This is a genomic window from Streptosporangium sp. NPDC020072, from assembly GCF_040631445.1.
Taxonomy (GTDB): Bacteria; Actinomycetota; Actinomycetes; order Streptosporangiales; family Streptosporangiaceae; genus Streptosporangium.
The window spans coordinates 102,903-115,877 of the sequence record NZ_JBEYAB010000006.1 but is presented as its reverse complement, the minus strand read 5'-3'; the positions used below and the strand labels follow the sequence as shown (position 1 = coordinate 115,877).

At 71.5% G+C, this 12,975-nt stretch carries 14 protein-coding genes; 8 read left to right on the top strand and 6 right to left on the bottom strand.

From position 1 onward, the window contains the following. The first annotated feature begins 1 nt into the window (after position 1). Together ABZ470_RS15595 and ABZ470_RS15590 are read left to right on the top strand one after the other, a co-directional pair. The gene (locus ABZ470_RS15595; protein ID WP_362911772.1) at positions 2-1,177 is read left to right on the top strand and encodes an MFS transporter; all 1,176 of its coding nucleotides are present in this window, start codon (positions 2-4) and stop codon (positions 1,175-1,177) included. Continuing rightward, positions 1,174-2,208: a hypothetical protein gene (locus ABZ470_RS15590; RefSeq protein ID WP_362911771.1), complete on the top strand. Its 1,035-nt coding sequence runs from the start codon at positions 1,174-1,176 to the stop codon at positions 2,206-2,208. The genes ABZ470_RS15595 and ABZ470_RS15590 overlap by 4 nt, the downstream gene beginning before the upstream one ends. A gap of 12 nt (positions 2,209-2,220) precedes the next feature. On the opposite strand, the gene ABZ470_RS15585 is transcribed toward ABZ470_RS15590, so the two are convergent. From ABZ470_RS15585 to ABZ470_RS15575, 3 genes are all read right to left on the bottom strand, one after another. Continuing rightward, the gene (locus ABZ470_RS15585; RefSeq protein WP_352012031.1) at positions 2,221-3,012 is read right to left on the bottom strand and encodes an HAD-IIA family hydrolase; all 792 of its coding nucleotides are present in this window, start codon (positions 3,010-3,012) and stop codon (positions 2,221-2,223) included. Positions 3,013-3,079: 67 nt separating this feature from the next. Beyond that, positions 3,080-3,514 (bottom strand): nuclear transport factor 2 family protein, encoded by a 435-nt coding sequence (locus ABZ470_RS15580; RefSeq protein WP_352012030.1) that lies wholly within the window; start codon positions 3,512-3,514, stop codon positions 3,080-3,082. A gap of 24 nt (positions 3,515-3,538) precedes the next feature. Then, positions 3,539-4,438, bottom strand: coding sequence for a TIGR03619 family F420-dependent LLM class oxidoreductase (locus ABZ470_RS15575; RefSeq protein WP_362911770.1), 900 nt, complete (start codon positions 4,436-4,438; stop codon positions 3,539-3,541). Positions 4,439-4,481: 43 nt separating this feature from the next. Between ABZ470_RS15575 and ABZ470_RS15570 the strand changes: the two genes are divergently transcribed. Next, positions 4,482-5,417, top strand: a complete 936-nt coding sequence (locus ABZ470_RS15570; protein ID WP_362911769.1) for a phosphotransferase — start codon at positions 4,482-4,484, stop codon at positions 5,415-5,417. Positions 5,418-5,463: 46 nt separating this feature from the next. After that, positions 5,464-5,727 carry a zf-TFIIB domain-containing protein gene (locus ABZ470_RS15565; RefSeq protein WP_352012027.1) on the top strand — a complete coding sequence of 88 codons (264 nt, stop codon included), beginning with the start codon at positions 5,464-5,466 and terminating at the stop codon, positions 5,725-5,727. Positions 5,728-5,808: 81 nt separating this feature from the next. Here the strand turns inward: ABZ470_RS15565 and ABZ470_RS15560 are convergent, their stop codons facing one another. Then, positions 5,809-6,780 (bottom strand): hypothetical protein, encoded by a 972-nt coding sequence (locus tag ABZ470_RS15560; protein WP_352012026.1) that lies wholly within the window; start codon positions 6,778-6,780, stop codon positions 5,809-5,811. Between the two features lie 52 nt (positions 6,781-6,832). Further along, positions 6,833-7,438: a phosphatase PAP2 family protein gene (locus tag ABZ470_RS15555; protein WP_362911768.1), complete on the bottom strand. Its 606-nt coding sequence runs from the start codon at positions 7,436-7,438 to the stop codon at positions 6,833-6,835. A gap of 131 nt (positions 7,439-7,569) precedes the next feature. On the opposite strand from ABZ470_RS15555, the gene ABZ470_RS15550 reads away from it, so the two are divergent. The 4 genes from ABZ470_RS15550 to ABZ470_RS15535 are packed head-to-tail and all read left to right on the top strand — an operon-like array spanning position 7,570 to position 12,089. Further along, a complete protein-coding gene (locus tag ABZ470_RS15550) occupies positions 7,570-8,751 on the top strand; it encodes a hypothetical protein (protein WP_362911767.1) in 1,182 nt (393 codons plus the stop codon). A gap of 2 nt (positions 8,752-8,753) precedes the next feature. Further along, positions 8,754-9,908 carry a toxic anion resistance protein gene (locus ABZ470_RS15545; protein WP_362911766.1) on the top strand — a complete coding sequence of 385 codons (1,155 nt, stop codon included), beginning with the start codon at positions 8,754-8,756 and terminating at the stop codon, positions 9,906-9,908. After that, positions 9,905-11,479: a VWA domain-containing protein gene (locus tag ABZ470_RS15540; protein WP_362911765.1), complete on the top strand. Its 1,575-nt coding sequence runs from the start codon at positions 9,905-9,907 to the stop codon at positions 11,477-11,479. Before ABZ470_RS15545 ends, ABZ470_RS15540 begins: the two co-directional genes overlap by 4 nt. Continuing rightward, a complete protein-coding gene (locus ABZ470_RS15535) occupies positions 11,466-12,089 on the top strand; it encodes a hypothetical protein (RefSeq protein ID WP_362911764.1) in 624 nt (207 codons plus the stop codon). The genes ABZ470_RS15540 and ABZ470_RS15535 overlap by 14 nt, the downstream gene beginning before the upstream one ends. A gap of 135 nt (positions 12,090-12,224) precedes the next feature. Here the strand turns inward: ABZ470_RS15535 and ABZ470_RS15530 are convergent, their stop codons facing one another. Beyond that, positions 12,225-12,959: a UDP-galactose-lipid carrier transferase gene (locus tag ABZ470_RS15530; protein ID WP_362911763.1), complete on the bottom strand. Its 735-nt coding sequence runs from the start codon at positions 12,957-12,959 to the stop codon at positions 12,225-12,227. Positions 12,960-12,975: the final 16 nt, after the last annotated feature.

Sequence of the window (12,975 nt, the reverse complement as noted above, 5' to 3'; positions counted from 1 at the left end):
CGTGCCCCGGGTCGTCGTGGTCCTGGGCCTGGTGAGCCTGATCACCGACGTCTCCTCCGAGATGGTGACGGCCGTCCTGCCGCTGTTCGCGACGCTCGCCCTGGGGCTCACCCCTCTGGCGTACGGCATGCTGGACGGTCTCTACCAGGGCGCGACCGTCCTGGTCCGGCTGCTCGGCGGCTTCTTCGCCGACCGGTTGCGCCGTCCCAAGCTCGTGGCGGGCGCGGGGTACGCCCTCGGGGCCGCCGCCAAGCTGATGCTGCTGCCCGTGGCCGGCGCGGGGGCGCTGTCGGCCGCGGTCGCGGTCGACCGCGCGGGCAAGGGGCTGCGGACCGCGCCGCGTGACCTGCTCATCGCCACCGCGGCTCCCCCCGACCGGCTCGGCAGGTCCTTCGGCGTGCACCGGGCCCTTGACGCGACCGGCGCGCTGCTCGGCCCCGTCGCCGCCTTCGGGCTGCTCGCGCTCGCGCCGGGCGACTTCGACATGGTCTTCGTCGTCTCGTTCTGCGCCGCGGTCCTCGGCGTGCTGCTGTTCCTGCAGCGTGTACCGGAGCACACCCCGTCCCCGGCCGGGCCGCTCTCGCCCCGCGACGTCGCGGCGCTGCTGCGGATCGGCGGGTTCCTGCGGCTTCTCTGCGCCGCCGCCGTGCTGTCTGCGGCGACGATCGGCGACGGCTTCCTCTACCTCGTCCTGCTGCGCGGCGAGTCGGTCACGACCCGCTGGTTCCCGCTGCTGTTCGTCGGCACGAGCCTGGTCTACCTCGCCCTGGCCGTGCCGTTCGGCAGGCTCTCCGACCGCCACGGCAGGAACCGCGTCTTCGCCGCCGGGTACGGCCTGCTGCTGTGCGCCTACCTCGCCGCGATCCTGGCCGGAGGCGTCGCCGGGGCCGTGCTGTGCCTGGCGTTCCTCGGCGCCTACTACGCGGCGACCGACGGCGTGCTGCCCGCCGCGGCCGCCCCCATGCTGCCCGCCGGGCTGACGGCGACCGGGATCTCCGTCGTCCAGACGGCGGTCGCGGGCGGGCGGGCCCTGGGCGCGGTGGCCTTCGGCGCGATCTGGACGGTCGCCGAGGGCGAGACCGCCGTGTGGATCTTCGCCGCCGCCCTCACCGCCGCCCTGCTCACCGCCGTACCGATGATCACACGAGCCCGCGACCGCCGTACGGAGGCCCGATGACCCAGCCCAGCGCACGCGGGACCGGGAACGACAGGCTCATCAAGACGGCCGCGGTCCTCGTCGCCGCCGTTGCCGTGGGCTACGTCGTCCTTTCGGTGCTGCGCGCGGGGGCGACCGGCGCCGCGGGCGACGGCCGGGCCGAACTGCCCAAGGGTCGGCAGGTCGTGTTCCGGTCGTTGCGCCCGGGACCCGGGTTCGGCCACCTCGCCGTGCTCCCGGCCGCCGACGTGCGGCGCGAGCGCGTCGTCCTGCCGCCCCGCTGCGAGCGCACGGCCGCCTCCCCCGCGGGCGGCCTCTGCCTGCGCCAGACGCGCAACCCGATCCAGCCGTTCGCCGTCACCCTGCTGGACGAGCGGCTCCGGCCCGAAGGGGAGGCCCCGGTCACCGGGATCCCGAGCCGCGCCCGGATCTCCGAGGACGGCCGCTACTACGCGACGACGACCTTCGTGACGGGGCACTCCTACCTCTCCGACGGTTTCTCGACCGAGACCCTCATCGGCCGGGTCGGCGGCGACCCGGTCGGCAACGTCGAACGGTTCACGTTCCTGCTGAACGGGCGGCCGAACGACAACGCCGACCGCAACGTGTGGGGTGTGACGTTCGTCCCCGGCGGGGAGCGCTTCTTCGCCACCGTGGCCACCCAGGACCGCAGGTACCTCGTCGAGGGCGACATCGGGCGGCGCACCCTGACCGCCCTGCGGGAGAACGCCGAGTGCCCGTCCCTGTCGCCGGACGGCGGGCGTCTGGTCTACAAGAAACGGACCGGGCTCAACACCGACGTCTGGCGCTTCCACTCCCTCGACCTCGCGACCGGCGCCGAGACCCCGCTCGCGGAGACCCGCAGCGTGGACGACCAGGCGGCGTGGCTCGACGACGACCATGTGATGTACGCGGTGCCGAAGGGGGGCGCGGGCGGCCGCGACGCCGACGTCTGGGTGGTGTCCCTGAGCGGCGGCGCGCCGCGCCTGTTCATCCCGGACGCCGACTCGCCGACCGCCCGCGCCTCCGCCTCCGAGATGCCGCTGCGCTGACCCCGGGCGGCGTCAGACGTCGGCGTCGATCAGATCGATCAGGTCGGCGACCGAGTCGGCCACCCGGGACGGGCGGAAGGGGTAACGCTCGATCTCGTCCTTGGACGTGACACCGCTGAGCACCAGGATCGTGTGCAGCCCGGCCTCCATGCCGGAGACGATGTCGGTGTCCATCCGGTCGCCGATCATGGCGGTGGTCTCGCTGTGCCCCTCGATGGCCCGCAGCGCGCTGCGCATCATCATCGGGTTCGGCTTGCCGACGAAGTACGGCTGCACGCCGGTCGCCTTGGTGATCATCGCCGCGACCGCGCCGCACGCGGGCAGCGACCCCTCACTCGACGGGCCGACCGGGTCGGGGTTGGTCGCGATGAAGCGGGCGCCGCCCTCGATGAGCCGGATGGCCCGGGTGATCTGGGTGAAGCTGTAGGTGCGGGTCTCGCCGAGCACCACGTAGTCGGGGTCGATGTCGGTCAGCACGTAACCGGCCTCGTGCAGGGCGGTCGTCAGCCCCGCCTCACCGATCACGTAGGCCGAGCCGCCGGGCCGCTGACCGTCCAGGAACCGCGCCGTGGCCAGCGCGGAGGTCCAGATCGACTCCGGCGGGATCTCCAGGCCGACGGCGCGCAGCCGTACGGACAGGTCCCGGGGGGTGTAGATGGAGTTGTTCGTGAGCACGAGGAAACGCCTGCCCGACTGGTGCAGGCGGCGGACGAACTCGTCCGCGCCGGGAACGGGGTGTCCTTCGTGGACGAGGACCCCGTCCATGTCCGACAGCCAGCACTCGATCGGCTTGCTTTCTTTCACCGTTCCCCCGCGTTACGGCCCGACAGATACGACATCACGCAACTAAGAATGACAGGTCCGGCATGCTTCACACGCCGCCGTCCCCCGTCACACGCCAGGCCTGTTCCTCGACCAGCTCCCCGCTGCGCCAGCCGTACGGCGTGCGGACCAGGCGGTGGTGGTGCCAGCCGCCGTGCCGGACGAGGCCGGCGTCCAGGACGCCTCCGGGAGGGACGAGCGTGCCGGTGTAGGGGACGGTCACCTCGGCCTCGTCCCCCTCGAACCTGACGACCGGCAGGCCGATCAGGTGGTGCCGCACCGGCCAGCGCGACAGCGTCTCGGCCAGCCACCGCCTGACCTCCTCGCGGGTGCCCCGGACGCCGCCCGCCGAGGTGTGGTCGAGCACCGCGCCCGCGGTGAACACGAGGTCGAGGCGTGCCCAGTCTCCGGCGTCCAGGACGTGGGCGTATCTGGCGAGCAGGTCGGCGATCTCCAGCCGGTCCGCGATCTCCCGTTCCCTCATGTCCCCATCCAACCCAACACCAGGTCAGGGTGCGAGGGCCTCCAGCGCGGCCTCCGCCCTGCGCATCGACTCACGGGGGTCGGCGTCGGGCGAACCGATCTCCGGATCGAAGTTGAGGTCGTGGAAGACCTCGGTGACGCCCTTGGCCTCAAGGGCGGCCACGTCCCGTCTGATCTCCTCGAACGATCCGGTCAGCGGGGCGCGCTCGGCCTCTCCCCCCGGCCTGACCCGGGTGACGCCCCGGGTGACGAAGCGCAGCGCCTCGGCGTCCCTGTCCGCCGCACGCGCCGCCTCCTTTACAATGTAGATTTTTTTGTCGACGCGGCCCAGGTCCTCACGGCTCGAACCGATCCAGCCGTCCGCGAGCCGGCCCGCCCGCCGCAGCGCCACCTCGGCGCTCCCGCCGAGCAGGATGGGCGGCGGCGTGGGCGGCTTGGGGTCCTGGTGCGCGGGCGGCAACTCGTAGAACTCGCCCCGGTGTTCGACCGTCTCCTCCGACCACAGCCGCCGCAGCAGGCCGATGTACTCCTCGGCGCGCCGCCCCCGCCGTTCGAGGGGCACCCCGGAGGCGGCGAACTCCTCCGGCATCCAGCCGAGCCCGAGCCCGGCGTCAAGTCGCCCGCCGGAGACCGCCTGCAGGCTGGCCAGTTGCTTGGCCAGCAGCGGCGGCGAGGCGAAGGGCATGTTGAGCACCGCGACGCCGAGCCGTATCCGCTCGGTGACCCCCGCCAGGTAGGCCAGCGTCACCACCGGGTCGTGCACGCTGCGGTAGACCAGGTCCGTCCCGTGGCCCCGCGGGTACAGCAGCCGCTGGAAGGTCCACAGCTCGTGGTAGCCGAGCTCCTCGGCCCTGCGGGCGATCCGCACCATGTTGGCCGGTGAGGCCCAGGCCCCGGACAGCGGCGCCGCGAATCCGATCCTCATGCCAGCACCCTACGCGGGCCCGGATCGGTGGTTCACTTGCCGGGTGAGCGACAGTGAGGACTTTCACGACGGCCCCGACGACGATCTCATGGCCGGGCTCGGCCGTGTCGCCGCCCGGTACGGCACCGCCCCCGCCGAGGTGGTGCCGACCAGGCCGGACGTGGTCATCGTCCGGGCGGGCGGCGTCGTGGTGAAGGCGCACGCCCCCGGCGCCCCGCGCGAGCCGCTCGAACGGCGGATGCGGGCCGTGGCGCACCCGGCGCTGCGCGGGAGCATGCTCGGGCCCGTGACCGAGGAGGTGCTTTCGGTGGGCGGCAGGCTGGTCACCGTGTGGCCCGCGGGCACCCCGGTCGATCCCGCCGCCCCCGAGGCGGCCCCCTGGGAGGAGTCGGCGCGGCTGCTGGCCCGGCTGCACGCCGTACCGGCCGGGGCGCTGCCGCCGCTGCCCGCCGCGGGCGGACCGGGCAAGGTGGCCGCCATGGCCGCCCGGCTGCGGGGCAACCCCTCGGCCGCGGCGCGGGCCGCCCTGGTCGCGCTGGCCTGCCTTCCGGCCCTGGACGCCGCCCCCGCCCCCGAGGTGACGGGGCTCACCCACGGTGACTGGCACATGGGCCAGCTCGTCAGGACCGGGGAGGGGTGGATCCTCATCGACGTCGACGACCTGGGGGTCGGCGACCAGGCCTGGGACCTGGCCAGGCCCGCGGCGTGGTTCGCCGCCGGACTGCTCGACCCGGCCGTCTGGCACCGTTTCCTGACCGCCTACCGGGCGGCCGGCGGGCTCGCCGCGGGTGCGGACGGCGACCCGTGGGAACGGCTGAACCTCCCGGCTCAGGCGATGACCGTGCAGCTCACCGCGGCGGCCGTGATCGCGGCGGAGCGGGAGGGGCGGCCACTGGACGAGGTCGAACAGACACTCGTCGACACCTGTCAGAGGATTGTCCAGTTCCGAACCGCCTGCCATAGTGTGCCCACGCAGTAGGTTGTGGTTACGCCAAAAGCAACCCTAGGACAAGGAGATCGGCCAGATGCAGTGCCCGAAGTGTCGGGGCAACATGCGCACCTATGAGCGCAACGGTGTCCACATCGACCAGTGCGACAGTTGTCGCGGCATCTTCCTGGACTACGGCGAGCTGGAGACGCTGACCCGGATCGAGAGCCAGTACCACTCCGCTCCCCCGCCTCCCCCGCCGCCGCCCATGCAGCACGGGGCTCCGGGCTGGGGCGCGCCGCACCACGGTCACTACGGTCACCACCGCCGCAGTTGGGTGGGCATGCTGTTCTCCAGCTGACGCCCTACGGGCCACCGGAGAGGCCGGGACCGCGATCTCGCGACGGAGGTCGCGGTCTCGTCGTTCCCGGCCCCCGGAGGGTCAGCTGGGGAACTCGCTCGGTTTGATGTGCCTGGGCCGTACGGTGCCGCCGACGACGGCGTTGAGGGTCAGCGTCCAGTTGGTCCAGCGGATCTGCGACCAGGTGCGGGTGGTCCTGAACTTGACGGACTTGCCGAACTGCTCGAAGGTGCACGAGCGGCTGAAGGCGCGGGCCCTGGAGTCCCAGTCGACGCCGAGGGTGTAGTAGACCTTGTACGTGCCGTCCCGCACCCCCTTGATCTTGAACGACGACTTCTTGCGGACGTAGACCGAGATCACCTTCTTCTTGCCGCGTGTCAGCACGACGACCGCGTCCCTGTTGTTGCCGTTCTTCAGCTCCAGGTAGGCGCGTCCCGGGCGGCTCTCGGAGGAGATGTAGGAGCCGTTGCCCAGGCGGCGCGACCGCTCGCCGCTGACCTTCACGGAGACGACGTCGGCCGGATAGCCGGTCAGCGCGCGGCCGCTGTCGCGCACCGGCGAGAGGCGTCCGCTCTCGTCGGCCCCCGTCAGCACCGCGGGCCCGGTGCACACGTCCTGCGCCTCGACGTCCTCCTTGGCGTCGGACAGCGCGCTCGTGAGACTTCTGAGCGCGCCCACGTAGTTGCCGTGCTGGACCTTGACGTCGGACGGCGGGACGAGGGCCTCCAGGCCCGAGACGGCGCTCTCCATCGTGGAGACCGTCCGTTCGAGCCGTTCGCCGAGGCCCTTGCCTCCGGTGTCGTTCAGTTTCCTGATGGCGTCCCTGATGGGGCCGCGCGCCTTGTTCAGTTCGGCGCGGTAGGCGTCGGCCGTGAGCTCGACGACCGTCGGCGCGGTGGCCGGGTCCGATCCCACGACGGGTCCGGTTCCCTCTCCGACCACACCGCCGGCGGTCGGGCCGCCGACCACGGGATCGTTCGAGCTTACGGTGGTGCAGGCGCTCAGGGCCATCGTGGTGACCACGGCGCATGAGATCAGTCGGGGGGCAGTCACCTGCCCAACTATCGCCGGGCCTGTCACGACCCGTCAAACGTGAAAAACCCGATCAGTCATCCTCCGCCTCGTTTACGGCGTTTCCTGGGGCCATTCCCCTGATGCGCGCGGCCCTCAGCAGACGTAGGGCCGGCCACAGCCGCCGGGTCAGCACCCCGGCCGCCACACCGACCCCGGCCCCGGCGAACACGTCGCCCGGGTAGTGCACGCCGGTGTAGACCCGCGAGAAGCAGACCGCCGCCGCGAGAAGCGTGACGGGGGCGGCGACGGGCAGCGGAGCCTCCATCGCCACGGCGGTGGCGAAGGCGGCGGCCGAGGCCGAGTGCCCGGACGGGAACGAGGTCGAGGCGGGCACCCTGATCAGCCGGGCCAGCGGGAAGCCCTCCAGGGAGGGCCTGGAGCGGCCGAAGAACCGCTTGCAGACCAGGTTCACCGTCGGGCTGGCCACCCCGATCGCGAGCAGCCCCCGGGTGGCCGCGCGGCGCAGCGGCGCACGGCCGCTGAGCGCGCATCCCCCGGCGACCCCCGCCCACAGCAGCGAGTGGTCGGCCGCCCGCGACAGGGCGGGCAGGAGGCGTTCGAGGCCGGGGAGCCTGGCCTCCGCGACCGCCGCGAACACCCGCCGGTCCAGTGCGCCCAGCCGGGATCTCAGTCGCATGACGGCCTTTCCAGATGACGAAAGAATGAACGGCCTCTTAATTCTCATGCATACCCCGGCATCCGGCGCGCGTTCGTTTCCCCTCCTCCGATAATTCCAACAAGAGATGCTATTTGTAGAAATGGGGTGGAATGAAACGGTCGATCGGTGTCGTCCTCGCGCTGCTGCTCGGCGCCGCGGTCGTCGTGGCCGTCGTCCTGGGCAACAGGAACGACGAAGGCCCAGGTGGCGGCCTGGTGACGGTGCGCGGGGTGATCGGCTCGGAGAAGAAGCCCTTCTTCGAGGATCCTCAGGTCCGTGCCGCGTTCGCCAAACACGGCCTGCGGGTCGAGGTGGACACCGCGGGCTCCCGGCAGATCGCCACCGAGGTCAAACTCGACGGCTACGCGTTCGCCTTTCCCTCAAGCCTTCCCGCCGCCGAGAAGATCAGAAAGGACCGCGGGGTCTCCGCCGTCTTCTCCCCCTTCTACTCCCCCATGGCCATCGCGACCTTCCAGCCGATCGCCGACCTGCTGACGAAGGCGGGCCTGGCGCGTGACTCGGGGCACGGCTACCCGGTGTTCGACGTCGCCAAGTATCTCGACCTGGCCGCCAAGGGCACCCGCTGGGACAAGCTGCCCGGCAACACCGCCTATCCGGCGCGCAAACGGGTGCTGCTGACCACGACCGACGTCAGGACCTCCAACTCGGCGGCCATGTACCTGGCCATCACCAGCTACGTCGCCAACGGCGAGGACGTGGTCAACAGCACCGCGCAGGTGACCGGGGTGGCGAGGACCGTGGCGCCGATCTTCCTCGACCAGGGTTACTCCCAGGCCTCCTCCGAGGCCCCCTTCGACGACTACCTGGTCATGGGGTCGGGCAAGACGCCGATGGTCATGATCTACGAAGCCCAGTACCTCTCCCACGTCTTCGCGGGGGACGGCTCGATCAAGCCCGGGATGCGGCTGCTCTACCCGTCGCCGACCGTGCTGAGCAAGCACACGCTGGTGCCCCTCACCGCCGACGGCTCGCGGGTCGGCAAGCTGCTGACCGAGGACCCCGGACTGCGGGGCCTGGCCGCCAGGTACGGCTTCCGCACCGCGGACCCCGCGGCCTTCACCGCTCTGGTCGCCAGGTCCGGCGCCCCGGCGGCGCGTGACCTGGTCGACGTGGTCGAACCCCCCACCTACGAGCACCTGGAGGGGCTCATCACGAACATCGACCGGCTGTACGCCAGCGGCGCCGTGCCCCAGCAGGGAAACCCGGGCAGCCCGGGACGTCAGGAAGCCCCGGAAAAAGCGCTGGAAAAAGCGCCGGAAGGAGTGCGCTGAAGGTGGCCGAGAACGAACTGGTGCTCACCCCCCCGGCCCCGGTCACGGCCGTCTCCCCGTCCGCGGCGGCGACCATGCTGCCGCTGGCCGAGGGCCGCGCGGACGAGCTCGCCGCCAAGGCGCGGCGGTTCGCCGACGAACTGGCCGCGCTCGACCACAGGGCCCCTGACTTCACCCGCAAGGTGAACGACATCTCCTCCATGGGGGACGGCGAGATCCGCTCCGCCTCCCAGACGGCCAACCGGATGCTCAAGCGCCCGGTGACCGCCCTGGCCTCGGCCAAGGGCGAGAGCGCGGACGCCCAGGGCCGGGTGGCCGACCGGCTGGTCGCGCTGCGCCGTACGGTGGTCGACCTCGACCCCAGGCAGGCGGCGAGCGGCCCGCGCAAGCTGCTCGGGCTCATCCCGTTCGGCGACCGGCTGCGCGACTACTTCGCCAGGTACCGCTCCGCGCAGCAGCACCTGGACGACATCATCAGGGCGTTGAAGTCCGGCCAGGACGAGCTGCTGAAGGACAACGCCGCCATCGAGGGCGAGAAGGCCAACCTGTGGGAGACGATGACCCGCCTGCAGGAGTACGCCGTGATGGCCGCCGAGCTCGACCGCGAGCTTGAGGGGCGCGTCCTCGTCCTGGAGGCCTCCGACCCGGAGAAGGCCACCGCGCTGCGCTCTGACGCCCTGTTCACCGTACGGCAGCGGCACCAGGACATCCTCACCCAGCTCGCGGTCTCCGTTCAGGGGTATCTGGCCCTCGACCTGGTCCGCAAGAACAACCTCGAACTCAGCAAGGGCGTCGACCGCGCCACGACCACGACGGTCGCCGCGCTGCGCACCGCGGTCACCGTCGCCCAGGCGCTGACCAACCAGAAGCTGGTGCTCGACCAGATCACCGCGCTCAACGCGACGACCGGCGACCTGATCCTGGCCACCAGTGAGATGCTGCGCACCCAGGCGGGGGCGATCCAGAACCAGGCGGCCTCGACGGTCGTCGACATGGACGTGCTGCGCAGGGCCTTCGACAACGTCTACGCGACCATGGACATGATCGACGGCTTCAGGTCGCAGGCCGTGGAGAGCATGGCGACCACCGTGGAGAGCCTGAACACCGAGCTGGCGCACGCCAGGACCTACCTTGAGCGCGCCGAGGGGGCCCGATGAGGCGTCTCGCAGGCCGTCGTACGGCCCGGTTGACGGTGGCGCTCGCGCTGCTCTGCGTGACCGCGCTCGCGGCGTGCTCGAACGGAACGGGCGACGAGGTCGAGGACGGCCCCGACGTCCTCAGGGTGCTGGCGGGAAGCGAGGTCAAGGACCTCGAACCGATGCTGCGGAACTCGGGGGTGAAGGTGCGGATCTCCTACGCCGGCACCCTGGACGGCGCCGAGCAGGTGGCCAGGGGCGACGCGGACGGCTCCTACGACGCGATCTGGTTCTCCTCCAACCGCTACCTGTCGCTGATCGACGGCGCCAAGGGCCGCCTGTCCACCGAGACCAGGATCATGTCCTCCCCCGTGCTGCTCGGCCTCAGGACGGCCAAGGCACGCGAACTCGGCTGGGAGGGCAGACCGGTCAGCTGGCAGCAGATCGCGGACGCCGCCCAGCAGGGACGCTTCACCTTCGGCATGACCAACCCGGCCTCGTCCAACTCCGGATTCTCCGCGCTTGTCGGGGTGGCCGCGGCGCTGTCGGACGCCGGGGAGGCGCTGAGCCCGGAGCAGGTCACGGCGGTCACGCCCAAGCTGAAGCAGTTCTTCTCCGCCCAGCGGCTGACCTCGGGCTCCTCCGGCTGGCTGGCCGAGGCCTACGCCAGGGACGGCGGGGTCGACGGCCTGGTGAACTACGAGTCGGTGCTGCTGGGCGTCAAGGGGATGAGCCTGATCTACCCGAGCGACGGGGTGGTCACCGCGGACTACCCGCTGACCCTGCTGGCCTCGGCCACCCAGGAGAAGCGGGAGCTGTACGGCAGGCTGACCTCCTGGCTGCGCACCCCGGACACCCAGCGGCAGATCATGACCACCACCCACAGGCGGCCCGCCGTGCCACAGGTACGGCCCGGCCCCGAGTTCGGCACCGCGCCGCTGCTCGAACTGCCCTTCCCCAACCGCAGGAGCACCGCGGACGGGCTGATCACCGCCTACCTCGACGAGGCGCGGGTCCCCTCCCGGGCCCTGTTCGTGCTGGACGTCTCGGGGTCGATGGAGGGCGGCAGGATCGAGAACCTGCGCCGGGCGCTGGTCACCCTCACCGGCGCCGACACCTCGGCCTCCGGCACGTTCTCCCGCTTCCGCGACCGGGAGAACGTGATCATGATCCCGTTCAGCGGCTCGGTCGGGCAGCCGAAGTCGTTCACCCTCCCGGAGGGGAATCCGCAGCCGGTCCTCAACGAGATCAAGTCCTACGCGCAGGGCCTGCGGATCGAGGGCGGGACGGCGATCTTCGACGGGCTGCGCACCGCGTACCAGCAGGCGGCGACGGCCGGTGACGGGCACTACACGTCGGTGGTGCTGATGACCGACGGCGAGAACACCGACGGCATCTCCTACGACGACTTCGCCGCCTTCTACCGGGCGCTGCCCGGCGAGCAGCGGCGGACCAGGACGTTCGTGGTGCTGTTCGGCGACAGCGACGTCGAGGAGATGAGGCAGATCGCCACGCTGACCGGCGGCGCCGTCTTCGACGCCCGCGACGGGTCACTGGCCGCGGCGTTCAAGGAGATCCGTGGCTACCAGTGAGCGGGTGCTGAGGTATCTCGGCTCGACCAGGAACATCACCGGATGCGTCCTGGCCCTGGCCGGTCTCGGCGCCCACCTGCTCGGCCTGGCGGGCGTGTTCTGGCCGCTGGTCGTCGCCGGTCTGTACGGCGTCGGCGCGCTGCTGGCCCCGCCGGAGCGGATCAGGCTGGCCGTCTCCAACGCCGAGGTCGAGGCGGGCCTGCTCAGGACCGACCTGGAGTCGCTGCGGCGGAAGGTGCGCGGCTCGGCGCGTTTTCCCGAGGACGTGCAGGCCAGGGTCGGCGCCCTGGCCGAGGTGCTCGACGGCGTCCTCGGCCGGGCGGAGGCGCTGACCACCTCCCCCGACCACCTGCACGTCGTCTCCCAGACGATCCGCGACTATCTGCCCTCCAGCCTGGAGGCCTACGCCAACCTGCCCCGTTCCTACGCGCTGAGCCGCCGCTCGGAACGCGAACGCAGCGCCCACGAGGAACTGCTCGCCCAGCTCGGCCTGCTGGAGACCAAACTGGGCGAGGTGGCCCAGGCCGTGCACAGGGGCGACGACCAGGCCCTGAGAGACCACGGCCGCTTCCTCCGCGACCGCTTCACCTCCTCAGAGCTGGATCTCTAGTCCTCCGACCAGGCGCTTCGGCTTGGGCGCGTCGGTGCCTGAACCGAGGAGCGAAGGAGCGAAGCGGATGAGCGACGGGGGAAAGCACCGGCCCGAAAGCGCCCAGGCCCGCGACGCCGCCAGGCGGGGCGGATGTCACAGCATCTTCTCCTCCATCGCGGCGCAGACCGTTTCCGCCACCACGACGCGGGCCAGTCGTTTGTCGTCGCCGGGGACGACGTGCCAGGGCGCGCGGGGCCGGTCGGTGCGGGCGAGCATCTCCTCGACGGCGGCCTCGTACTGCGGGCGCTTCTCGCGGTTGCGCCAGTCCTCGTCGGTCAGCTTCCAGACCCGCAGCGGGTCACCCGCCCGGTCCTCGAAGCGCCGTAGCTGTTCCTCCGGCGAGACGTGCATCCAGAACTTGACCATGATCATGCCCTCGGCGACGAGGGACCGCTCGAACTCCACGATCTCGTCGTAGGCCCGCGACCACTGTTCCTCGGTGGCGAACCCCTCGACCCGCTCGACCAGCACCCGCCCGTACCAGGAGCGGTCGAGCACGGTCATCCCGCCCCAGCCGGGCAGCACCGGCCAGAACCGCCACAGGAAGTGGTGCCGTTTCTCGTCGTAGGTCGGCGCGGCGAACTGGGCGACCCGTACGTGCCGGGGGTCGAGGGGACGCACGAGGCGTTTGATGGCCCCGCCCTTGCCTGAGGCGTCCCAGCCTTCGAACACCACGCACACCGGCGGGCCGATGCGGCGCTCGCCGATCTGCCCGCCCAGCATGAGCCTCAGCCGCAGCAGCCGTTCGAGGGCGGCGTCGAGCCGTTCCGTGGCCTCCTTCTTGGAGAGCTTCTGGGAGAGATCGACATCGGACAAACGGTGGTTCATGACCCCAAGCCTGACA